The following is a 23,323-nucleotide window of genomic DNA, read 5'->3' as shown; positions in this document are numbered from 1 at the left end:
CGTGCGGGTTGTCGTAATAACCCCACGCATGCCGGCTCCGCAAAGAAAGCCGCACCGCAAGCCGGTACTCAACGAGTCTTCGTATTTACCGAACCTTCACTTCGTGATTATCAGATTTATTCGACACGAACATTGCCGCAGACTGGGCTCATCTTCAACACGGACATCGTCCGCGAAAGGACCCATCATGCGAACCTATCCGCGAAACAGTAAAGAAGCAGCCGCACGAATCGTCGCGCTCGCGCTCACGTCAGACGGCCACGTCTGCAGCTCCGAGGAGCGCGCGCTCGACAAGCTGAACATAGCCGGCGAGCTCGGCCTCGCGCCTGCGCAATTTGCGCAGATCGTGCAGGCGCTCTGTGAGGACCGCTCGATTGCGCAGCTTTCGTCCGCGCCTCCCATGGGGCACCTCGACGCCGCGTTACTGAGCACATTGATCGACGAAATCGACGATCCCGCGTTGCGTCGCAAGGTCATTCGTTTATGCGTTGCAGTCACATTGGCCGACGACTATCTCGCGGACGGTGAAATTGCCCTGCTCGCCGCGGTGTTCGACGCATGGGGCCACCAGCTGAAACCCGCCGCAAGCCGGCGCGGCGTTCCGCCGCCTGCGTTTCGCGGTTACACGCGCGCGGCGTCCACGACCTCAGAAGCCAGCCCGTGATGCTGGCCACGGCGGGAGCGGATCGCGTGAATCTCTTCGATCACGCCTTCCGCGCGGCCGAGCCGGCGCAAGCCGCGCAGCAGCGACAGATCGTCGGCGCCCAGTTCCGCGAGCGGAAACACGCCGAGGCCGCGCGCGGCAAAGACCGCCATCAGCGCACTGTCCTCGAACTCGCCCACCACGCGCGGCCGGATGCCTTGCGAATCGAACCAGCGGTCAAGCCGCGCGCGCAATGCGGCATGGCGCGTGGGCAGCAGCACCGGCAGCTCGGCGAGGCACTGCGGAAAGCCCGCTCGCGCGGATTTGCGCACGATCTCGGCCGGTCCGTACCAATCGACCGGCGAGCCCACGAGCCGCTGACTCAACACACGCAAATCGGAGTTGTGCGGCGCCGGCTGACAGGCGAGCACCAGATCGAGCCGGTGCAGCGCGAGTTCGGACAACAGCTCGGCAGGTTCGCCCTCGTGACAGAGCAGTCTGAGCGAAGGCGTGCCGAGCACCGGCGCAAGAAGCGCATGAGCCGCGAGCTTGGAAATACCGTCCGAGAGACCGACTGCAAGCCGCGCGACGCCCTCGCCGCCCGCCTCGTGCATGTCGTCGAGCAGCGCCTCGCCGAGCTGGAAAATTTGCTCCGCGCGGCTGAACGCCGTCTCGCCGGCTTCGGTCATGGTGACGCCGCGGCCGGCCGGTTTCAGCAACTGTCGCCCGATGGATTTTTCGAGCTCGCGCACCTGTGCGCTGATGGTCTGCACCGCCATATCGAGCCGCTCGGCCGCGCGCGCAAAGCCGCCCTCCTTCACGACGATCCAGAAATAGTACAAGTGACGGTAGTTGAGCATGATGGTGTCGACGGACGTGAACTTCGAAAAAACCGATCTATTCATCAGCTTAACACTGGTTTATCCGAGTCATGCGGACGGCGATCATAGGCGCTATCCGATCATCAACTCATCCTTTCGCTCACCCACTCATGGACACTCTGCTTGCCCTCGTTGCCGACCCCGCCGCATGGGTAGCGCTCCTCACGCTCGTCGTGATGGAAGTCGTACTCGGCATCGACAACCTGATCTTCATTTCGATCCTGAGCAACAAGCTGCCCGAGGCGCAGCGCGCCCGCACGCAGCGTCTTGGCATCATGCTCGCGCTGGTGCTGCGGCTCGGCCTGCTCGGCATGGTCGCGTGGATCGCGCAGTTGACCGCGCCCGCGATTGCGCTGTTCGGCCACGCGTTCTCGTGGCGCGACCTCATTCTGCTCGGCGGCGGTCTTTTCCTCGTCTGGAAGGCGACGCGCGAAATGCACCATCACGTCACGCACGCCCACGCGGAGGATGAAAGCAGGAGCGCGGGCGGCACCGTGCAGTTGACCGTCGCGGGCGCAATCGGCCAGATCCTGGTGCTCGATATCGTGTTCTCCGTCGACAGCATCATCACCGCGGTCGGCATGACCGACCACATGCCGATCATGTTCCTCGCGGTGATCTGTGCAGTCCTCGCGATGCTGTTTGCCGCGCGTCCGCTGTCGCAGTTCATCGAACGCAATCCGACCATCGTGACGCTCGCGTTGAGCTTCCTGCTCGTGATCGGCATGACGCTGATTGCGGAAGGCTTGGGTACGCACGTGCCGAAAGCGTACATCTACGTGGCGATGGCGTTCTCCGCATTCGTCGAGGCGGTGAACATGCTGGTGCGGCGCGCCAGGTCCCGACGCGCGGCCGGCGCGGGCGGCACGGCTCAGTAACGGTTATGGGACAAGCACCCGTGAGCCACGCGCCCCCCGATGTTCTTCTACTCATCCTGTCGAGGAGCGACACCATGAAATGCCCTGTTTGCACAACACCTGACCTGCTGATGACCGAGCGCCGCTCGATCGAAATCGACTACTGTCCCGAGTGCCGCGGCGTGTGGCTCGATCGCGGGGAACTCGACAAGCTGATCGCGCAGGACGCCGCACAGACCGCCGTGCCCGCCCACGCGCGCCCGGTTCGCGACGACCGCCGCGAGCGCGAGCACCTTTACGACGGCGAGCGCCGTTATGACGACCATCGTTCGGGTTATCGCACCCACAAGAAAAAGCGCTCGATTTTCGACGTGTTCGATTTTGATTGAGCGATGCGGGCGCCGCCGCGGCGTATCGCTCGTCGAACTGCCTGCGTGGCGCGCTGCAACGGCACGCGCCACGCAGGCGGGTAACCTGCCGCTCCCGGCTCCTGCCGGTGTCTCGCCGCTCCGCCCCACGCCGATCCCGCGGGGCGCGCCCAGGTATAGCGCTTGCGCGCCATGGCGTGCCTCCTGCGTTACGGACGACACGCGATGATCGTGCACCACCTCAACTGCATTTCCACCTGCCCGCTGGGCGGCCGCCTGATGGACGGACGCACCCGCTCGCTCGCCGAGCGCGGCCTCCTTACCTGTCACTGTCTGCTGATCGAAACCGCAGCGGGCCTCGTGCTGGTCGACACCGGCTTCGGTTTGCGCGACGTCGCCAACCCGCGCTCGCGTATCAGCCGCTTCTTTCTCGGGCTCGTCAGCCCGGATTTCCGCGAGGAAATGACCGCGATCCGCCAGATCGAGCGACTCGGTTTCGATCCGCGTGACGTCAGACATATCGTGCTGAGCCACCTCGACTTCGATCACGCCGGCGGCCTCGACGACTTTCCTCAGGCCACCGTGCACCTGTTGCGCGTCGAGCGCGACTATGCGCTTGAGCAGAAAACGTGGATGGACCGGCAGCGCTTCCGCCCGCAACAATGGTCGACGTCCGCGAACTGGCGCGTCTATCAGGCGAGCGACGGCGAAACGTGGAACGGCTTTGCGCGGGCGCAGCAATTCGACGGACTGCCGCCCGAGCTGCTGGTCGTGCCGCTGCGCGGCCACACCTTCGGTCATGCGGGCATCGCCGTTCAGACCACGGGCGAAAAGTGGCTCTTCAACGCCGCCGACGCCTACTTCCATCATGCCGAGATGCACGCCAATCCGCATTGCACGCCGGGGCTGCGCTTTTATCAGTGGATGCTCGAAAAGGATCGCACGGCACGCTTCGAAAATCAGCGCCGCCTGCGCGAACTCGCGCTGACGAGCCGGGCCGTGACGGTGTTCTGCAGCCACGACGTGACCGAATTCGAACGGCTTGCAAAGCGTCCCGCGAACATGCCGGCGCGGCGTGCCGTGGATATGAGCGCGGCGCCGCACGCTTCCCGGTCGAGCGACGATCGCATCGCGTAGCGCCGCGAGGCACACGCACATCGGCGACCACATGAAGCGCGACGAAGAAGGCGACGCGCAAGCCGTCGCGAACGCCACGAAATCCAGTATGCTGAGCGCTCGAGCCGCCCGGCTCGATTGGATTTCGCCCTTCGCCATTCTTCGCCATGAATCTTTCGTTTGAAGTTCTGCAGGTGCTCGACGCCGTCGATCGAACCGGCACGTTTGCCAACGCCGCCGAAACGCTGCACAAAGTGCCGTCGTCGCTCACTTATCTGGTCCAGAAGCTCGAACTCGACCTCGGCGTGAAGCTGTTCGACCGCAGCGGCCGCCGCGCGACGCTCACGCATGCGGGGCGCGTGGTCGTCGAGGAGGGCCGCCGCCTGCTGGCTGCCGCCGAAGACCTGGAATGCAAGGCAAAGCGCATCGAACAGGGCTGGGAGTCCGACCTGTACGTGGCCGTCGACGAGATCATTCCGTTCGCACTGCTGTGGGATCACGTCGACGAGTTCTACAAACTCAAGCTCGACACGCGGCTCAATCTGTCGAAAGAAGTGCTGGGCGGTTCGTGGGACGCGCTGCTCACGCGCCGCGCGGACCTGATCGTCGGCGCGGCGGGCGACCCGCCGCCCATTCCGAACCTCGTCGCAAAGCCGATCGGTTCGCTGCGGCACGTGTTCGTGGTCGCGCCGGATCATCCGCTCGCGGCCTTGCCCGGACCGTTGACGCTCGACGTGGTCGCGCGCCATCGCGCGGTCGCGATCGGCGATACGTCGCGCGAACTCGCGCCGCGCACTATTGCGCTCGCAGACAACCAGGAAGTGCTGACCGTGCCGACGCTCGAAGCCAAGCTCGCCGCGCAATTGCGCGGGCTCGCGGCGGGCACGATCCCCGAATGCCTTGCCGTCGAGGCACTGAGAAACGGTGAGCTGGTCCAGAAGGAAGTGCTCGGCATGCGCGAGGTCACGCATTTCTATCTGGCGTGGCGCGACGACGAAACAGGCAAGGCGCTGCGCTGGTGGGTCGAGCGGCTCGATCAGCCCGATCTGATCGACAAGGTGGTGCAACAGCAGATGCTGCAGTCAAAAACCAGCGTGTGATTCATGCTGCGCCAAGCCGCCAAGCCGCCAAGCCGCCAAGCCGCCAAGCCGCCATGGCGCGATAGCGCTAGCGGCCTTCGCTGAGTTCCGGCGGCCGCGCGCCTGCGACGAGCGGCGCCGCGCCGGCGCTCTCACCTCGCACACAGCGCGAGGCCGCTGCTGACGAAGCCCTCGCGGCTTCGAGCATGTGCCGCGCGGCGCGGAAATCGTCGAGATCGAGTCCTTGGGTCAGCCTTGCGCAGGCCGTCTGGATCACGCGCACGGCGTCGTCGGCGCGCCCTTGCGCACACCACAGGCGGCCGAGACTCGTGGCCGCGCGCAACTGCAGCGAGGCGCAGCCTTGCGCGAGCGCTTCCTCCATCGCTGCGTTCAGAGACGCTTCTGCGTCTGCCGAGGCGTCGCCGTCAACAGGCGTTGACGCACCGTCGAGCAGCAGTAGTTCGCCGTGCACGCGCCGCAGTTCCACCACATACCAATGGTCGCCGCTTTCGTCGCATTGCGCCAACGCGCGCGTCACCGCGGCGAGGGCCTCGTCGCGTCGTCCCGCGCGGCCCAAGGCGAGCGCGTACTGGGCGACCAGCATCGCGCGCTGGGCGGCGTATTCGAGCGCGTCCAGTTCGTCGAGTGCTGTGTGAAAGGCGTGAAGACGCTCGGGCCGCACGTCGTCGAGCGAGCACAGGTACGCGTCGAAACAGCGGGCGCACGCCTGCGATACGCCGAGGCCCGTGCGCGCCGACACATCGCGCAGCAATGCAATGGCTCGCGCCGCGCGCTCGCGTTTGCCCGACAGCAACGCGAGCGGAATCTCCGCTTCAACGAGCACGTAGCAGGTCACGATCGCCTGGTCCTGCGCACCCGCGCTCGCCACGCAGGCTTCTGCAAGATCGAGCGCCTCGTCGCGCGCCCCCTGGAACCACAGGAGCCGCGCCAGCGTCGCGCGGCCCACCAGCCCCTGGTCGATGGATTGGCCGAGCGGCAAACCGTGCTGCAGCGTATCGGCTTGCAGCAGGAAGCGTTCGAGCGACGCGCGCGCCTGCTGCTGATTGCCCGCGTAATGCCAGGCTATGCCGAGCAGTCGCGAAGCGAGCATGCCGTTGCTCGTATCGCCGGTTTGCGCGGCGAGCGACGCGAAACGATGGGCGAACGCGAGGGCATTGCGCGCCGCGCCCGACGACTGGCTCGCATTCCACATGCCCCACAACGCGCGCGCCTCGAACGCCCGGTCCGCCAGCGCGATGGCGAGCGCCAGCACCTCGGCCCACACCGCGAGCGTTTCGCGGTTCGGCCCGTTCACATAGACGAGCGCCGCGCCGAGCGCCGCGAGCAGTTGCATGCGCACCCGCAGATGACGGGCTGAGCCCGACGCGCCATGGGTCTGAGCGACGCTGTCGAGCGCGCGGCGTGCCCACGCGCAGCATTCGTCGACGAGCGAGAGCTCGTACAGCAGCGCGACCACCTTGACCGCGAGTTTTTCCGCGAGCGCGTCGTCGCCCTTTGACGAAAGCGCCCAGCCGAGCGCCGCGCGCAGATCGTCGAGCGAGGCGCGCATGCGCGCATGCCAGCCGTCGGCGCCGCCCTCCGCGGCGCGTGCTTGCGCCGACATCTGCCGCTCCAGCAAGCCGGCGAAATAACGCGCGTGGTTCAGCGTGGCCATGCGCCGCTCGCCGTTGTCGTCGAGCTTTTGCAGCGCGTACGCACGCGTGGTTTCGAGCAGCCGATAGCTCGCCTTGCCGCGGTCCGCACGCGCCACCACGAGCGACTTCTCGACGAGCCCCGACAGCGCCGCGATCACCTCCGCTTCCTGCAACCCCTGGTCCGCGACCACGGCGATGGCCGCCTCCATTGAAAAGCTGTTGACGAAGATGCCGAGCCTGCGCAGCGTCGCGCGCTCGGCGTCGTCGAGGAGACCGTGACTCCAGTCGAGTGTCGCCTTCAAGGTCTGATGTCGCGGCAGCGCCGTGCGGTTGCCGCCCGTCAGCATGTTGAAGCGGTCGTCCAGATGATCCGCGAGGGTTTCGATGCCGAGAATCGCCGCGCGTGCGGCCGCGAGTTCGATCGCGAGCGGTATGCCGTCGAGCCGGCGGCATACCGTGCCGGTCAGCTGGATGCTGCGGGCGTCGGACGAAAAACGCGCGTCCATCGCGCGGGCGCGCGACAGGAACAACTGCACGGCGCTGCACCCGAGCACATGCTCGCCTTGATCGTCGTGCGTGGGAACGTCGAGCGAGGCGACCCAATACAGATGTTCTTCGGCGACGCGCAGCGGCTCGCGGCTCGTAGCCAGCACGCGCACGCCCGGGCCCGCATTCAGCAGCGCTTCGGCCAGTTCGGCGGCCGGCGCGAGCACGTGCTCGCAATTGTCGAGCACGCACAGCACGCGCCGCTCGCCCCACTCGCGGCTCACGCGTGTGAGCGTGAGCGGACCGCTTGCCTTGCTCACGCCGACGCTCGCGGCAAACATGGCGAGCACGCTGTTCGCATCCGACGTCGACGCAAGCGGGACCAGATAGACGCCGTCCGGATAGTCGCCGACGAGCCGGCGCGCGACCTCCACCGCGAGGCGCGTCTTGCCGATGCCGCCCGCGCCGAGCAGCGTGACGTGACGCGCCGCGGTAAGCGAGCGCGCGACATCGAGAAGCGCGTCGTCGCGGCCGATCAGCGGCGAGAAACTGGCGGGCAGATTGTGCGGGCTCTGCGCTGCGGTGCTGTACGCGTCATGGCCTGCATGAGCCTCGGGACTCGGTTCGGTCAACCCGGCGCTCGACGCATCGCGCGTCGCGGCCGGCAGCGGCGACTGCCTCGCGACGAGCCGGTACCCGCGGCCCGAGACGGTCTGGATGAGTCCGCGGCTTTCGCCAAGCACCTTGCGCAGCGCGGACATGTGCACCTGCAGATTGTTTTCTTCGACGATGGTGTCGGGCCACACTTGCCTCAACATGTCGTTCTTCGAAACGAGTTCGCCTTTCGCGGCGATCAGAACGGCGAGCATGTCGAAGGCGCGGCTGCCGATGCGCACGGGTTGTCCGTCGAGAAGCAGTTCCCGACCAACCAGGTCCACCTGAAGCGGGCCGATGCGAATCATGAGGCGGTATCCAGAACACGAGGAATGACGATGCAGCCGGGCGGGCGCGGCCCGGCAGGCGTCCCCGAAGTCTAGACCAGGCGCAAAAAGGCATGCGCGGAAAAAACTGAACCTATCGTTCAAATTTTTTGGATTAAACCAGCGGATGCTGGACGTCGACCACCGACGCAAGAATCATCGCGGCGGCATTGACGGGCACCGCGCTGCGCACTCTCGGCTTGTAGATCAGGTCGTTGCGGCGAATCGTGGCGCCGCTCAGCGCGCAGCGCCCTTTTAATCGCGCGCGGCAACTGATCCACACCTGGTCCGCATAACGGCACAGCGTGGCGTCCTGCCAGAGCACCGCAATCGACGTCTCCGACAGACGCTCGATCACCTCGACCTGCCGATGCCGCGACGGCCCGTTGGCCGCCTCGCGCGTGAGCGGCACCGCGAGATACGCGGCGCCTTCGGCCTCGCCGCGATAGCCGGCAAGCAGCCGCTCGATCATGTGATTCCAGACCGGCGCGTGAGCCCGCGCCTCTTCGCGTTCGTCATGCGCTACACGGCATTCTTCATGATGCACGCCCGCTTCGTGCCTGGCTGCATTCGTGCATTGCTTGGCGGGTGATTCGGTGTGCATCGCGATTTTCCTCGTGTGTAGGTGAGGCGTTGTTGAGGCTTAAGAGTGGCCCGCGGCCTTCGCCGTCTGGCTCAGATACGCGTGGATCTGCGCGACGACCGCCGCGCCGTCGCCGACCGCCGCGGCCACGCGTTTGGCCGAGTCCGAGCGCACGTCGCCGACGGCGAACATGCCCGGCACGCTCGTCTCCAGCGGATAGCGCACGCCGGCCGCGGCCCCGCCCGGTTCGCTTCTCGCAGCGCCCGTCACCACGAAGCCGCGATTGTCGAGCTCGACGCCGCTTGCCGAGAGCCAGTCGGTTTTCGGATCCGCGCCGATAAAGAGGAACAGATGCCGCGTGGCCACGAGCTCCTCCTCGCCGCTCGCCTCATGGCGCACGCGCACCTGCGCGAGGCCGGCTTCGCCGCCTTCGAGCGCGCTCAGCGTGCAGCCCGTGCACAGCGACACGTTGGGCAGCGAACCGATCCGGTCGATCAGATACTTCGACATGCTTGCATTGAGATCGCGGCCGCGGATCAGCATGCGGATGCTGCGCGCAAAGTTCGCGAGAAACACGACGGCCTGCCCGGCCGAGTTGCCGCCGCCGATCAGCACGACGTCCTGCCCCTTGACGAGCTTTGCCTCGATCGTCGAGGCCCAGTAGTAGATGCCGCGTCCCTCGAAGCGATCGAAGCCCGGCACCGTCGGCGAGCGATACGCGGCGCCGCTCGCGACCACAACCGTGCGCGCCTGAATGCGCTGGCCGTCGACGAGCTTGAGCATGAAAATGCCGTCCTGCCGGCTGACCTCGGTGACCTTGCCGGGAATCGCGAGGTGCGCGCCGAACTTGAGCGCCTGCTGAAAGGCACGCGCAGCGAGCGCCTGGCCCGAGATGCCGGTGGGAAAACCCAGATAGTTTTCAATGCGAGAGCTCGCGCCCGCCTGACCGCCCGGTGCGCGCTGATCGAACACCGCGACCGAGAGTCCCTCGGTTGCCGCATAGACCGACGCCGCGAGTCCGGCCGGTCCCGCGCCGACAATGGCGACGTCGTAGCAATGCGACTGCTCGAACGTCGGCACGAGCCCGAGGCACGACGCAAGCTGCGCTTCGTCCGGCGCGCGCAGCACGTGGCCGTTGGGGCAGAACACCAGCGGAAAATCGCCGGGGCCGGTGGTCATGCCGCCGAGCAGCGCGACGGCTTCCGGATCGGAGCGCGCGTCGACCACGGTCGCCGGATAGGCGTTGCGGCGCAGGAAGCCTTGCAGGCCGACGAGGCGCGCATCGTCGCCATTGCCGACGATGATCGGCCCGAGCCCCTGCTCGATCAGCCCGAGCCGCCGCAGGATCAGCGCGCGCATGATGTGCTCGCCGAGCTGCGCGTCGGCGACAATCAGCGCGCGCAGACGCTCCGGCTCGATCACGAGCGTCTCCACGTCGGTCAGCGCGAGGCCGTCGATCAGCGCCGGCTTGCCGGACAGTTGTGCCATCTCCGCCATGAAGTGGCCGTCGTCATGTTCGGTGACGAGCGTCGAGCGGCCGAAGCTGTCGCGCGAAAAGATCCGCACGCGGCCATGCAGCAGCACGAAGAGTCCGAGCGCGACTTCCCCGGTCTTGAAGATGAGGTCGCCGGCGCGGAAGTTCATCGGCCGCGCGAAGCGCCGCACGCTCTGGATCTCCGCCGCCGACAGACGCGGAAACATCTGATGCTGCCGGTATTCGAGCGACGAATACGGAAACTCGAGCTCGGACGGCTGCGATGCGTCGAGCGATAAACCGGGAGTACTCATGAGCTTGACCTTTCTGTTCGTGACGGCTTGCCCGGCCGCTGTCGCCCGCTACCAGCCGAACTTGAGCTCGGCGCCCACATAGTCGGCATTGCGCGCGCCGAGCTCGCGCAGCGACGGTCCGACCTGGAAATGCACGGCCTCGAGCGCCGCCGCGAGATTCGCGGTGACGGCCCAGTCGGCGCGCAGTTGCGTATAGAAACCCGTCCAGCGTTCGCCGCGTCCCGCCGTGCCCGGCACGACCGCCGAGCCCTGCTGATAGACCGCGTCGGCGGTGGTCTCGCGCCACTGCAGGCCGACGCCCGCGAGCAGCGAGAGCTTGCTGGTCGGCTTGACGACGAGTGTGGGCTTCACGTGGATCAGGTTCGTGTAGCCGGTGTAGCCGGCGAGCGCGAAGTAGTAGCCGTTCGGAAACAGCGGGTTGAACGTGCCGACGCGGCCGTCGCCCGGATGACTGTCGCCCGAGGCCGCATCCACCTGGATGCCGACGCGCGGCGCCCATGGCGCGGAGGCGAACGTGTAGCCCGCCAGCGAACCGACCGCCCATGCGCCGATCGTCTTCGTGCCCACGTGCCCCGACTGATACATGCCCTCGACGTCCCAATCCATGTGACCGAGCGTGCCCGCATAGCGCGCGTCGAACACATCGCGATGCTCGTCGCCGGCCGCATCCAGAAAGCGCGCGTTGCTGCGGTTGTAGCGCGAGTAATAGGCGGAGACGTCGCCGGGACCCACGCCCTTGCGCTCGACCCGCACGCCGCTGAACGTGAGATGCCGGTTCGATACGTCGTCGAAATCGCTGTTGTAGCGGTACTGGACCGGCTGCGTCGCATACGCGATCCAGCGCCACGGACCGGTCTCGTAGTCGGCCCACAGCGCGTCGAAGGCCTGGCGCACGTTCGGGCCGTCGCGCACGGAAATGAAACGCTGCAGGTCGAACGCCATCTCCTGACGGCCCACCCGGAACTTGACGACGCCCGGCCCGAGCGGCTCGACGACGGCCACGAACGCCTGACGCAAATCGAGCGGGTTCCTGTCGACGGGCGACACCATGTCCTTGCCGTACGGATGCGCATCCTCGACTTGCGTGAAGATCTGCACGTGCGGACCAAGGCGCACGTCCGCGTGCACTTCGAGCCTTTGCAGCAAATAGGTGTCGTCATGCGGCGCGCCGAGACCGAAGAGCGGCGCGTCGTTGGTTTCGAGCCGCTCGCGCAGCACCACGCCGAGCGACACATAGGCGTCGGGATTGCCGAACAGCGGAATGTACTTGAGCGAATCGAACGGACGCTTCGGCACGCAGGGATTCGCAAGCGCCGACCAGTTTTCCTGCCAGCGGTTGAACATCACCGTAGGACGCGCGCACGACGTGCTCGCCACGCTCGCGCTGATGGCCGCGGTGTCGTCGGCGCTGCCGAGGGCGGTGTCGGCGGCCATGGCTGGAAGGCTGGCGGTGAAGCCTGCCGCGACGCTCGCCGCAAGACTCACCTTCAGACGCATGCCAAGACGCATCCGCGCAGCCCGCCACGTTGCGCTCGCCCGCGGAGCGGCCGCGCGACGCGTGTTCGAATTACCGGCCATCGTGCACTTCGGCGATATATCCGCCCGGGAATTCGAGCACGGCGGTCTTGCCTGCGGCGGTGGCATACGGCGCATACAGCACCTTCGCGCCGGCGCCTTGCGCGCGCTGCAGCGTTTGTGCGAGGTCGTCGACGGCATAGCCGGTGGTTTCGCGGCCGAACGGGAACGGCAGCTTGCCGTCGGTCACGAACACGACCATGCGGCCAAAGCCCGACGTGAGGCGAATCTCGCGGATCGTTTCACCCGGCCGGCCGATCACGCCGGCATCGGCATGCGCATTGTCCGACAACACCTTGCCGTGCGAAAAGTGCAGCCAGCGGCGCACGAAATTGTCGGCCTCGTAGCGCGACACATATACGCGGTTGTCGGGCACGCTTTGCAGCGGCGCGTAGTTCGGCGCCTTGGTGTGCCAGTAGAGCTGCATCGTCAGGCCGCCGGGCCACTGGATGATCGCGTCTTTGCCGATAGGATCGTCGAAGCTGTCGACGAGCACGTCGGCGCCTGCCGCGCGCGCGGCCTTCACCGCCTCGCCGAGATTCGTCACGAGGTAGCCGGTGCGCTCATTGCCGAACGGGTATGGCACGGGCGTTTCGAAGCCGAACACCGACAGCATGCCGACCGGCGTCTGCACGTATTGCGAAGCGGTTCGGCTCGGCGTCGGCGTCACCGTGAACACCGCGCGCGGCGACGCCTTGCCGCCGAAGGTCGCGATGAAGCTGTTGACGAACGCGTCGAGATCCGCCGACGCCACGTAGACATGCGTCGTGTCATATTGCGGCCCGACCGACACATCCGCGTGACGCGCGGCGAGCGCGGCCTTTGCGCCCGGCACTTCCGGCGGACCAGCATCGGCGAAAGCGGACGTGAACGGCGCAAGGCCGATCAGCAGCGCGGCGGAAACGGCCGCCAGCGAACCATGGGAACGAAGGCGCTGAAACGAATCGAACATATGCGTGACCTGATGAGTTTTGAAAAATCCGTGTGCAACGGAGTGAATGAATGATCTTAGCGCCGCGCTGCGTGCACGAATGCACACGCCCGCGGCGCGCTTATGATCAGCCGCCCTCTTTCGCCGCGCCGGGCGCGAGCGGCTTCTTGGCGCTGCTATCCGATGAAGGCGGCGCGCTCTGAACCGTCGCGCCCGTCGTGAAGAGCTGAGCCTTCACGACGGGTATGGCGTGTTCGCCCAGCACCATGCCGAGCAGGCCGGCAAGCGCGATCAGCGGCGGCGCCGGCGACTGCACCTTGAGCAGCCAATAAAGCAGGCCGACGCCGAAGCCGACGCCGAGTGAAATGACGTAACCCATGCCAATCTCCTATCGAGGCCGGGCTCAGTTCGGCCATTCCGAACCGAGCACCAGCCCGCAAAAATTCAGACGCCGGTAGTTCGGGTCCCACCGGTCCAGCACGTCGGCATTCACGGTGCCGAACGTCGTGTGCGGACGATGCTCCATGCCGCGCGCGTATTCTTCGAGAATCCGCTTCTTGAAGCCCGCTTCGCGCGGACAGGCCGCGACGATGTCATCGCGCTCCTGTGCGGCGAATTCGTCGTAGCGCGCACCGCGCACGTCCATCTGCACGCCCGCGGCCAGCAAGGCGGCGAGCGGCGCGAGATGCTCCGGAATGCCAGGCGTCGTATGCAACGCAATGGCCAGCCACACTTCGTCGATCGCACTGGCCGCCGCGTTGTGCTCGCGCATGAACTCGCGCGCCGCGTTCGCGCTGTCCACCTCGTAGCGGCATGGCGAATGCCGGTGCGCGGCATTCAGGCCGACGTTATGGAACATCGCCCCCACGTACAGCAGTTCCATGTCGAACACCCGTTGCTCGCGATAACCGGTCAACGCGCCGAACAGAAACGCCCGCCGCGCGTGATGGAACATCAGCGCGGACTGCGTCGCGCGGATCCGCTCGGTCGCCCCGCGGGCCATCGCACTGTCCGGCATCGCGATGCCCGCGATGGTCTCTTTCATGTCACCTCCTCCATGTAACGCATCGCCGGCGATGCGCGGGCCTCTTCGCCCGCAGTCCAGGGCCTCGCCCTCGCGTCCCCGCACGCGCGCGTCCTCACGCTTGCGTGACGAATACTCACGCGCGGATGAGTCATGCGGATGAGTCAGCGGCAGGCCGTCACCCGACTCACAGGTAGCGTAACGGTTACCGACGATAAAAGCCCTGGCGCAGACTTAAAAAGCCTGAAACGAAGCCGGCCCGTGCGGCGCCCCGCTCTCACAGCGCAAGTTCGTGCAAGCGCCGCACGCCGTCGCGAATCCAGTGCAGCAAGCCGCCGTTGCCGGCCTCCCCGCTCGTGGACGGCGCGAGCAGCATCTTTTCGCTTTCGTGATGAACGGAGAGCAGCCGGCACATTTCGCGCGCCACTTCCGGACGCCGCGCGAGGATGGGTGTCAGCGCTTCCTTGTCGAGGCGGAACACCGTGGCGCGCGTCAGCGCGCGCACGATCACGCCGGTGCGCACGCCGGCGAGTATTCCGGACTGCCCGACCGAATCGCCCGGCGCGAGCCGGCGCAATTCGAGCTCGTTGCCTTCGTTCGGCACGACGGCTTTCGCCACGCCGCGCGCCAGAATGTGCAGTTCGTGGCCGCCTTCGTCGGCGGCGTTGTAGATGGTCTCGCCCGTATCGAACTCGTGCGGCGTCAGCCGCGCGGCGAGCTCGGCGATTTCGGCGTCGTCGAGCGTGTGGAAAATCAGCACGTTGCGCAGCAGCCTTGCTTTTTCATCGAAGTTTTCGCCCGTCGGCTCGGCGACCGACAACGGCCGCAGCACCACACCGCGCGACAGCAGATGCCGGTGCGCGAGGTCGTACAGATCGTTGCGCACGCCAATCTTCTTCGTCCACGCATCGACGTAACAGACAATCTCGTACTCGATCGCGTCGTTCGTCGCGCGCTTCACGCTGACCAGCGGCTTAGGCTCGGCGAGCACGTCCGGCGAACTCACGGCCGCGTGCGCGAGGGCCTGCAACACGGTCGCGGGCCGGATGGAGGGCTTCACAGGCAGCACCACACTCACGCCGTGCGTATGCATCGGCTGATTGGCGTTCACGATATTCGTGCGTGCCGCGGCGCTGTTGGGAATCACGACGATGTTGCCCTGCGCGTTGAGCAGGCTCGTCGCGCGCCAGTTGCTCTCCACCACCCTGCCTTCCACTTCGCCGATCGTGATCCAGTCGCCGATACGGAACGGCTGCGTCGCATTCAGCACGACGCCTGAAAATACGTCGTTCAATGTGCTTTGAATGGCGAGGCCGAGCACCACCGCCACGGCACCGGAGGTCGCCAGAAGCCCGCGCACCGGCAGTTGCAGCACGAATGCAATCGCGCCGACCGCGGCGGCGAGAAACACCAGCGCGCCGAGCACGTCCTGAAAGAGGCGTTCCTTGTGCCACGTCTCGGGCAGCACCAGTCGATCGAGCACGACCGTGAGCAGCCGCGCGCCTTGCAGCCACCACACGACTTCGAGAATCTGCGCGAGCAGATGGCGCACCGGCTCGCCGGGCCAGGGCGCCTCGCGCAGCGGATTCATGCCGTGGCTGAACAGCACGTAGCTCGACAGGCCGAACATCAGTGCGCGCAACGCGAGCCGCGCCTCTGCGCTGCGCCGGCCCATGAAGCGCCAGGCGAGGAAGTCGAGAACCAGAATGCCGAGCCCATAGAGCACGCCATCGGTCAGAGTCGGCATAAGGGTTCCCGCTTGCAATGAAGCATTCAGAGCCGCTGTATGAGCGCGGTGTGCACGGTGTTCAGAAGGCGAAGCAGCTGCAGCCTAGCGCGCCCCAGAAGCCGTTCGAATCGCTGACGGGCACGTTCTTGCGCCATGCAAAGCCGTGCGCGTGCGCATGCACGCCGCACAGATTCACGCAGCCGTCCGCACAGGCGACGGCCATCGGCTTGTAGCGGCTGTAGCCGCCGAACTCCGCGACCGGCGACCACGACGGGCTCACCGGCAGATCGGGCGGTGCGAGCGGCGCGAACTCGTCGGCTGCGTAGACGACCTTGCCGCCCACTACCGTCAGCACCGACTCGAGGTACTTGATGCTGGTTTCGTCGACGGTAAAGTAGTCGTCGGTGAGCACCGCGAAGTCCGCGAACTGGCCCGGCACGAGCGCGCCCTTGCAGTCGTCCTCGTTCGAAAACCACGCGCTGCCCACCGTGTAGCGGCGCAACGCCTCCATACGGTCCAGCCGGTTCGCGCTCGAATACATCGCCGTGCCGCCCACCGTCTTGCCCGAGACCATCCAGTACAGCGAGACGAAGGGGTTGAAGCTCGCGACGCGCGTGGCGTCGGTGCCGGCGCCGACCGGCAGGCCCGCGTCGAGCATCTGGCGGATCGGCGGCGTGTGTTTGACGGCTTCTTCGCCGTATTGCTGGATGAAGTACTCGCCCTGATAAGCCATGCGATGCTGGATCGCAATGCCGCCGCCCAGCGCGCGAATGCGCTCGATGTTCTTCTGCGTGATGGTTTCGCAATGGTCGAAGAACCAGCGCAGGCCGTTAAACGGAATGTCGGCGTTCACGCGCTCGAACACGTTCAGGAAGCGCTCGATCGACTCGTTATAGGTGGCGTGCAGGCGGAACGGCCAGCGGTTCGCAACGAGAAGCCGTACGACGGCCTCGAGTTCGGCTTCGAGCGTGTCGGGCAGATCGGGGCGCGGCTCAAGGAAGTCCTCGAAATCCGCCGCGGAAAACACCAGCATTTCGCCCGCGCCGTTCACGCGCAGGAAGTCGTCGCCCTCGCCCGGCTTCGTCATCTTCACCCACTTCGCGAAGTCCTCGATCTCTTTCTTCGCGTTCTGCGTGAACAGGTTGTAGGCGATCCGCACGGTCAGCTCATTGCGTTTGGCCATGTCCATGATGACCGCGTAGTCGTCCGGATAGGCCTGATAGCCGCCGCCCGCGTCGATCGCGCTCGTCACGCCGAGCCGGTTCAGCTCGCGCATGAAGTGGCGCGTCGAGTTGCGCTGATCGTCGGGCGCGAGCTTCGGGCCTTTCGCGAGTGTTGCGTACAACAGGCCGGCGTTGGGCCGCGCGATCAGCATGCCGGTCGGATTGCCGCGCTTGTCGCGTTGAATCTCGCCGCCCGGCGGATTGGGCGTGTCCTTCGTGTAGCCGACCGCGCGCAGCGCCGCCGCATTCAGCAGCGCGCTGTCATAGAGGTGCAGGATGAAGACGGGCGTGTCCGGCGCGATCGCGTTGATTTCTTCGAGTGTCGGGCCGCGCCGCTCGGCGAACTGGAATTCGTTCCAGCCGCCCACCACGCGAACCCACTGCGGCGCCGGTGTGCGCGCCACCTGCCTGCGCAGCATGTCGAGCGCGTCGGCGAGCGAAGGCACGCCGTCCCAGCGCAGCTCCATGTTGAAGTTCAGGCCGCCGCGAATGATGTGCAGATGCGAGTCGTTGAGACCCGGAATGACGGTACGGCCTTTCAGGTCGATGTGGCGCGTGGCGTCGTTCACGTGGCGCATCACAGCCTCGCGCGAGCCGGCGGCGACGATGCGGCCGTTCGCGACGGCAAGCGAATCCGCGAACGAGCGCTTGTCGTCCTGCGTCGCGATCTTGCCGTTGAAGAAAACGACCTCGGCCGGGGTGAATCCGGAGGACAGCTCCTGGGACATGACGGGCTCCGTATGGAAAAGGACAGGCAGACTGAGGCGACGTGCGGCGCGCGCCCGCCGGGCGGCTCGCGCTGGGTGTCGAATGTGGGAGGCAGTCTATCGGCGTGCTTTGGCCGAGTCCTTGTCGAAGCCCTTAATAGTTCTTAAAAGTGCTGTGGGAGAAAAGCCGCGGCGCGCCTACGCGCCACGCGCCTGCCGGCCTCTGGTTCGAGATGCGTTCGCTGTGCGACGAGGACAGCAGCGGCGGCGTGAATGCAGGACTGCTCTGAACGGGGCGACGACCCGGAACGCGAAGCTTTCTGAAAAGTCTTTTGATTCAGTGGGTTAAACAAATTTTCAACCAGCAAATGTCTGACTCTTCTGTTACGGACGGTGGACTGTCGACGTCAATCCAACCCGAGAACCGGATCGACCTTGCCACCATGCTGACCGGGCTCGGACTGGTGTAAAGCGGGCGTTCATGAGGGAGACGGGGGATCTGTTATCGCCCCGGCCGGCTCTCATCAACAGCTTCGCGGCGCCAACTGTGAATCGTTGCCGAATTCAGATCAGTCTGATACCACTTCGCGCCAACGGTCCATTAGGATTCCGTAGGATATCTGCAGACGTTTGACAGGGGGTTCCTTGACTCAAAGTACGGCCATTTCGGACGCGACTGCGCGCGCGGGGGTCAACATCCACCAGTTCTACAGCCTCGACCTCATGGGAGCGCCCGCCGCAGCGCTCGCGGACATCTACGAGTTCCACGGCGAGCGCGGTATCGGCGAGCCGACCCGATATACGATCCAGTTTACCCATCCCCGCCCTGACCTGTCGCGCAACGAGTTTCTGAACCGGATGGGCGCATTCGTGGTCCAGCCGCCGCCGCGTAGCCGCTGGAGCCAGCGCGAAGCCGCGCGGCGCATCCAGGGCGTAGTCACGGGCTTCGCGCAGAAAGGTACCAATCGCGACCAGTCGCTCTACGAAGTCGTGCTGGAATCCCGCCTGGCGTTGTTGCGCAACGCGCCGAAATGCCGGTTCTTCGTGGATATGAAGATTCCCGAAATTATCGAGCAGATCCTGCGGGAGCACGAGTTCAACAAGATCTTCGCTGACTTCGAATTCAGGCTCCGCCGGACGTATCGCAAGCGCAGCTTCGTCATGCAGTGGGGCGAAGACGACCTCGCGTTCATTACAAGGCTCTGCCGCCGTTCGGGCATCTGGTTCGTGTGCGAGGAAGGCGAGCGCTGTGAACTGGTGCGCTTCGGCGACGACTATGCGCACTATCGGCGCGACCCTACCCGCCTCACATCGGTCTACCGCTCGTACAGCGGTCTCGAAACCGGTGGCGAGGAGTCTGTCAGCGAGCTCGAGATGCGCGCGAAGACCTTGCCGACAACGTACGCGGTGCGCACGTTTAGCACCGAAGCCGCTGTATCCGAGCCGATCGAGGCGACCAGTCCGATCCGCGAGGACCGCACCACGTATGGCGAGGCGTATACGTGGGGAACGCCAAACCTGGGCGAGGAAGAGGCAAAAGAAGAGGCCGAATTGCGCCGTGAGGCGGCGCTCGCCCAGCAGATCGAGTATCACGGCGTATGCGACATGCTGGACCTTACGGCCGGCAGCGTACTGAAACTGTCGAACCGGGAGTTGCCGGACGCGAAGCATGGGCTGCTGGTGGTTCGGATGACGTGCCGCGCGTCGCGCAAGCAGGCGTATCAGGTGAAGTTCGACGCGATTCCATCCGACCGTCAGTACCGGCTGTCCTTGAAGGAAGACACATGGCCGAAGATTCACGGGGTGATCACGGGAACGGTCGCGTCCTCGGGCGGCTGGCGGGACCCGTATCTGGACAGACAGGGGGAGTACATCGTCCATCTGCATTCGGATCGCGAGACGCGTACGCCTGGACTCCAAAGCTGCCCGATGCGATTGGCCAAGCCGTTCGCGGGACCGGGCCAGACCGGTTTCCACTTCGGGTTGGTCGAGGGCACGGTGGTCGGCGTAAGCTTCCTTTGGGGCTGCGTGGATCTGCCGTTCATCAGCCACGTACTCCACACCAGCCAACACACGGATCCCATCGTGGCAGGTGTCCCGTGGGGTACGCGCAATACGATCCGAACGCGGTCTAACAACACGTTGGAGATGGACGACCGGCAGGGGCGCGAACACATCAAGATTGCTACCGAGCACGGCAAGACTCAACTGAACCTGGGCTACACGGTCGACCGGAACAACACCGACCGGGGCGAAGGGTTCGAGCTCCGTTCGGACTTGAAGGGTCATGTGCGTGCAGGTGGCGGGATGTTGGTCTCGACGGACGCCCAACCAGTCGCACGCGGGCGCCTGACGGACATGGAACCCGCGACGGACCAATTTCGGCTCACGCAGACGCAGGCAAAGGAACTCGCTGACGTGGCCCAGGCGGCACAGGCGGAGATCGCGGATATGAGGGCGGAGAACGCATGGCTGAAAGACGAATTGACCGGCCTGAAACAGGCCGTGATAGCCCTGTCCGCGCCCAACGGAATCGGCATGGCGACACCGGATCGCGTGCTGGTCTCCGCTGGCAAGGACGTGAGCGTGACGACGTCCTCAAAGTTTAATGTCAGCGCGATCAGGCACGTCGCGATCGCGGCGGGCGAAGTGCTGTCCTTGTTCGCGCACCGGCTCGGCATCAAACTGTTTGCGGCGCGTGGCAAGGTCCAGATACAGGCGCAGAGCGACGAAATCAGCATCGCGTCGGAACAGGACACGACCATCACCAGTTCGAAGGGGCGTGTGGTCATCGAGGCGAAGAAAGAACTGTTGCTCAAGTGCGGCGGCTCCTACTTACGCATGACCGCCAACGGAATCGAGGACGGGACACCGGGCGACCGTCAATGGCGCGCGGCTGCTTACGATCGTAGCGGTCCGGCGAGCCTGCCAGCCGAGCTGCCGGTGCTCCCGGTCCCTGCAGAGATGGAATGCGCGTTGCGCGCGAGCCGTGCCGGTGTGCCTTTCGCGCGGATGTAACCCTTCGTCAATAATCGAATCTCCATGGCATTTAAACAGGACGATCCCTTACTAGATCGCTTTCACGCCCAGTATGCCGAGTACAGAGCGACTCACCCGCGCGTGCAACTCTATGCGCTGCTCGACGTTGCGTCCATGTCCGCCAACCGGCAGCGCCTTCTGTCGGACACGATCGGGGCGATGCCGCGCATAACCCTCTACGGCAGCACCGGTCTGGACGATCTGGCGGCAACCGGGCCATTTCTGATCGTGTGTCCTGCCCCTGAGGGGGACGAGCCATTACGCGCATACCGCTCGCTTCTGAGGCTTGGCCGGGACGACGGTCGGTTCGTGTCGTGGCTATGGGCCACGCATGAGGTCGAACCGCTCATTGAGCACCTGCAGACGCTGTTGCACGCGAGGCTCGGAACAGCAGGCGAGGACGCGTGGTTCTTCTTTCATCAACCGGCCTACTTGCCCGTATTGCACCGCACGTTGCCGGAGGGCACGCGGCGCTACCTGTTCGGCCCCTGCCTCGCGTGGTGGTGTCTGGACTATCGCAGCGAACTGGTTGAACTGGCGGGTGAGAACCTGCCGATCCCTGACGCATGGGAGGCGCTGCCGGTTCCCGACGAGGTAGTGGATGCGCTTCACCGCGCGGGCGCGCCCGTTCAGGTGCGGGCGTGGCTGCAACGTGTGCGCCCCGACGTGTTCGACGACCGCGACTACCCGAACGATCAACTGCAGCAGGTCGCGCCGCTGGTCGAACAGGCATTCGGCTATGGCCTGACTGAAAAGACCGACCAGGGTGTCTATGTTGCGGCGGGTCTGCTTTATGGCGGGCGGTACGACGATCATCCGGCATTGCAGGCAGCCCTTACGCAGTTCCGAAACGGAAAGACGGCGTTGATCGATGCCTACATGGCACTGGGCGATGACGTCTGGCGGGAACTTGCGGCAACCTCCAGGCAGCGTGCAACAGAAGCTGCGGCTGAGGCGCATCAAGCAAAGCTGCGGGAATACGGTCACGCCACGTTGCGGGTCAAGATCATAAACGACACCCCAATCCGCAAGCGGACGATCGAAATTGAATCGACGCGCGGCCATTTTTCGACCAGCGCCAGCCTCGGTGATATCGATCCCCACGGATTTGAGCCGACTGAGCGCGTGATCGCGGCTGCGCGAATGCCGATTCCCGGAACGCGGGTTACCGTGAAATGGATTGGCCCGATGGGCGAGAACTCGGACGATGCCATGGTCGCGGGCGAGTTGCCCCGCGTCGAAGGCGAAGGACTCGCGATCGTCAAATTTGCGCGTAACTGGCGCGTCTACGTGAGCATGTATGCGGTGGAACCGAAGCCGGAAGCGCGGCTCTGGTAACTGAACAGGGCAACGATACGGGGAAGAAAGTGCTATCCCACTTTCAGTCCAGCCACGCAACGCTGAGCACTTTTTCAGATGCCCAGGCAACTTGGCCGATCACCATCACAAAGGAGAACCAGGCAATGACGCAGATGGCGCGGGTTTTCATCGCGATCACGCTCAGCATGCTGGCCGCCTGTGCGACAGGCCAGCGGATGCACTATGTCGATGCCTCGGCCTGGAGTGCGAACTACACCGAGGACTATATCCAGGACTTCTGGATTCAGACTGCTGATGGAAAAGACACCGGACTCAGCGGCGTCCAGGTTAAGGAATTCTCGGCAGGAGGAACAGGAGGCTCCGAATGCTGTTCGTTGATCCCCGGCGTGGGCCAGACCATCAAGGTCGTGTGGCGCGTCGGCGGTCATCAGGAGGACGAGTCCACATGGAAGACCTATAGCCGCGATGTCGAGGTCAAAGGAGCAATGCCTACCAGGAAAGACGCGTACAACATCCTGATGGTCCGATTCTTTCCCGGGCAGCAAGTGGAAGCCGAACTGATTCCGGACCGCGGAGAACCTGGCGGCTCGGCTAGCCCTAGGGTCGATCAATTGTTTTACGGCCAGCGCGTAATGCGGCACATAGGAGAATGACGATGCAGGACTGGGTAACCGACGACCCGATGCACTTCCTCCGGTCCATGAAAACTGCAACGCCATTGCAGCGGAAGCTCTCCAACAGACGGCGTGCCGCACCGGCCTCGCCCGAGCGCGGTCGGCGGCGAGCCCACGACGCTGCACATCCGCCTGCTGCGAAGGAAAACCAGGCAATGACGCAGATGGCGCGGATTTTCGTCGCGATGATGTTGAGCATGCTGGCTGCCTGTGCGACAGGCCAGCGGATGGACTATGTCGATGCTTCGGCGTGGAGCGCGAACTACACCGAGGACTATATCCAGGACTTCTGGATTCAGACTGCTGATGGAAAAGACACCGGACTCAGCGGCGTCCAGGTTAAGGAATTCTCGGCAGGAGGAACAGGAGGCTCCGAATGCTGTTCGTTGATCCCCGGCGTGGGCCAGACCATCAAGGTCGTGTGGCGCGTCGGCGGTCATCAGGAGGACGAGTCCACATGGAAAATCTATAGCCGCGATGTTGTCGTAGTGGGAAAAATGCCTCGAAATATGCAGGATCACAGCGTTTTAATGATGCGCTTCTTTCCCAATCATGAGGTGGAAGCGGAGATCTTTCCTGGTGACGGCGATTTTGGTCCTTCAAATCCTCGCATGGACAAACTGTTTTTCGTCGGACCCCGCGTAATGCGGCACATAGGAGAATGA

At 65.1% G+C, this 23,323-nt stretch carries 20 protein-coding genes; 10 read left to right on the top strand and 10 right to left on the bottom strand.

Annotated elements, in window-relative coordinates:
- Positions 1–187 precede the first annotated feature (187 nt).
- Complete coding sequence (locus tag ACEN8U_RS22890; RefSeq protein ID WP_310110362.1) at positions 188–664, top strand: TerB family tellurite resistance protein; 477 nt, start codon at positions 188–190, stop codon at positions 662–664.
- Here the strand turns inward: ACEN8U_RS22890 and ACEN8U_RS22885 are convergent.
- The gene (locus tag ACEN8U_RS22885; RefSeq protein WP_310110408.1) at positions 622–1,503 is read right to left on the bottom strand and encodes a LysR family transcriptional regulator; all 882 of its coding nucleotides are present in this window, start codon (positions 1,501–1,503) and stop codon (positions 622–624) included. The two genes, ACEN8U_RS22890 and ACEN8U_RS22885, sit on opposite strands and share 43 nt — an antisense overlap.
- Before the next feature lie 131 nt (positions 1,504–1,634).
- Here ACEN8U_RS22885 and ACEN8U_RS22880 point away from each other — a divergent pair, with 131 nt between their 5' ends.
- The 5 genes from ACEN8U_RS22880 to ACEN8U_RS22860 all read left to right on the top strand — a co-directional run bounded on the left by ACEN8U_RS22880 (position 1,635) and on the right by ACEN8U_RS22860 (position 4,965).
- The gene (locus ACEN8U_RS22880; protein ID WP_310110361.1) at positions 1,635–2,402 is read left to right on the top strand and encodes a TerC family protein; all 768 of its coding nucleotides are present in this window, start codon (positions 1,635–1,637) and stop codon (positions 2,400–2,402) included.
- A gap of 74 nt (positions 2,403–2,476) precedes the next feature.
- Positions 2,477–2,770 carry a zf-TFIIB domain-containing protein gene (locus ACEN8U_RS22875; protein ID WP_310110359.1) on the top strand — a complete coding sequence of 98 codons (294 nt, stop codon included), beginning with the start codon at positions 2,477–2,479 and terminating at the stop codon, positions 2,768–2,770.
- A 204-nt stretch (positions 2,771–2,974) separates the two neighbouring features.
- On the top strand, positions 2,975–3,886 hold the full coding sequence (locus ACEN8U_RS22870) for an MBL fold metallo-hydrolase (protein WP_310110358.1): 912 nt from the start codon (positions 2,975–2,977) through the stop codon (positions 3,884–3,886).
- A gap of 31 nt (positions 3,887–3,917) precedes the next feature.
- Positions 3,918–4,049, top strand: coding sequence for a hypothetical protein (locus ACEN8U_RS22865; protein WP_310110357.1), 132 nt, complete (start codon positions 3,918–3,920; stop codon positions 4,047–4,049).
- Entirely contained in the window at positions 4,033–4,965 is a 933-nt protein-coding gene (locus ACEN8U_RS22860; RefSeq protein ID WP_310110356.1) for a LysR family transcriptional regulator, read from the top strand. The genes ACEN8U_RS22865 and ACEN8U_RS22860 overlap by 17 nt, the downstream gene beginning before the upstream one ends.
- Before the next feature lie 67 nt (positions 4,966–5,032).
- Here the strand turns inward: ACEN8U_RS22860 and ACEN8U_RS22855 are convergent, their stop codons facing one another.
- From ACEN8U_RS22855 to ACEN8U_RS22815, 9 genes are all read right to left on the bottom strand, one after another.
- Positions 5,033–8,047: a winged helix-turn-helix domain-containing protein gene (locus ACEN8U_RS22855; RefSeq protein WP_310110355.1), complete on the bottom strand. Its 3,015-nt coding sequence runs from the start codon at positions 8,045–8,047 to the stop codon at positions 5,033–5,035.
- A 133-nt stretch (positions 8,048–8,180) separates the two neighbouring features.
- On the bottom strand, positions 8,181–8,669 hold the full coding sequence (locus tag ACEN8U_RS22850; RefSeq protein ID WP_310110354.1) for a DUF3331 domain-containing protein: 489 nt from the start codon (positions 8,667–8,669) through the stop codon (positions 8,181–8,183).
- A 39-nt stretch (positions 8,670–8,708) separates the two neighbouring features.
- Positions 8,709–10,436: an FAD-dependent oxidoreductase gene (locus ACEN8U_RS22845; protein ID WP_310110353.1), complete on the bottom strand. Its 1,728-nt coding sequence runs from the start codon at positions 10,434–10,436 to the stop codon at positions 8,709–8,711.
- Between the two features lie 48 nt (positions 10,437–10,484).
- Entirely contained in the window at positions 10,485–11,933 is a 1,449-nt protein-coding gene (locus tag ACEN8U_RS22840) for an alginate export family protein (RefSeq protein ID WP_310110351.1), read from the bottom strand.
- A gap of 70 nt (positions 11,934–12,003) precedes the next feature.
- A complete protein-coding gene (locus ACEN8U_RS22835) occupies positions 12,004–12,963 on the bottom strand; it encodes a hypothetical protein (protein WP_015002535.1) in 960 nt (319 codons plus the stop codon).
- Between the two features lie 106 nt (positions 12,964–13,069).
- Positions 13,070–13,321 (bottom strand): DUF1427 family protein, encoded by a 252-nt coding sequence (locus ACEN8U_RS22830; RefSeq protein ID WP_310110349.1) that lies wholly within the window; start codon positions 13,319–13,321, stop codon positions 13,070–13,072.
- A gap of 24 nt (positions 13,322–13,345) precedes the next feature.
- Positions 13,346–13,987: a hypothetical protein gene (locus ACEN8U_RS22825; RefSeq protein ID WP_015002533.1), complete on the bottom strand. Its 642-nt coding sequence runs from the start codon at positions 13,985–13,987 to the stop codon at positions 13,346–13,348.
- 256 nt (positions 13,988–14,243) lie between these two features.
- Complete coding sequence (locus tag ACEN8U_RS22820; RefSeq protein WP_310110348.1) at positions 14,244–15,713, bottom strand: mechanosensitive ion channel family protein; 1,470 nt, start codon at positions 15,711–15,713, stop codon at positions 14,244–14,246.
- 61 nt (positions 15,714–15,774) lie between these two features.
- The gene (locus ACEN8U_RS22815; protein WP_310110347.1) at positions 15,775–17,646 is read right to left on the bottom strand and encodes an amidohydrolase; all 1,872 of its coding nucleotides are present in this window, start codon (positions 17,644–17,646) and stop codon (positions 15,775–15,777) included.
- Positions 17,647–18,270: 624 nt separating this feature from the next.
- On the opposite strand from ACEN8U_RS22815, the gene ACEN8U_RS22810 reads away from it, so the two are divergent.
- The 4 genes from ACEN8U_RS22810 to ACEN8U_RS22795 all read left to right on the top strand — a co-directional run bounded on the left by ACEN8U_RS22810 (position 18,271) and on the right by ACEN8U_RS22795 (position 23,323).
- The gene (locus tag ACEN8U_RS22810) at positions 18,271–20,643 is read left to right on the top strand and encodes a type VI secretion system tip protein VgrG (protein WP_310110346.1); all 2,373 of its coding nucleotides are present in this window, start codon (positions 18,271–18,273) and stop codon (positions 20,641–20,643) included.
- Positions 20,644–20,667: 24 nt separating this feature from the next.
- Positions 20,668–22,002, top strand: a complete 1,335-nt coding sequence (locus ACEN8U_RS22805) for a DUF4123 domain-containing protein (RefSeq protein WP_310110344.1) — start codon at positions 20,668–20,670, stop codon at positions 22,000–22,002.
- 125 nt (positions 22,003–22,127) lie between these two features.
- Positions 22,128–22,637 (top strand): DUF3304 domain-containing protein, encoded by a 510-nt coding sequence (locus ACEN8U_RS22800; RefSeq protein WP_310110342.1) that lies wholly within the window; start codon positions 22,128–22,130, stop codon positions 22,635–22,637.
- A gap of 2 nt (positions 22,638–22,639) precedes the next feature.
- Positions 22,640–23,323, top strand: coding sequence for a DUF3304 domain-containing protein (locus ACEN8U_RS22795; RefSeq protein ID WP_310110341.1), 684 nt, complete (start codon positions 22,640–22,642; stop codon positions 23,321–23,323).

The sequence above is a fragment of the Paraburkholderia phenoliruptrix genome (genome assembly GCF_047325075.1).
Taxonomy (GTDB): domain Bacteria; phylum Pseudomonadota; class Gammaproteobacteria; order Burkholderiales; family Burkholderiaceae; genus Paraburkholderia; species Paraburkholderia phenoliruptrix.
This window is presented reverse-complemented; position numbering and strand designations above follow the sequence as displayed.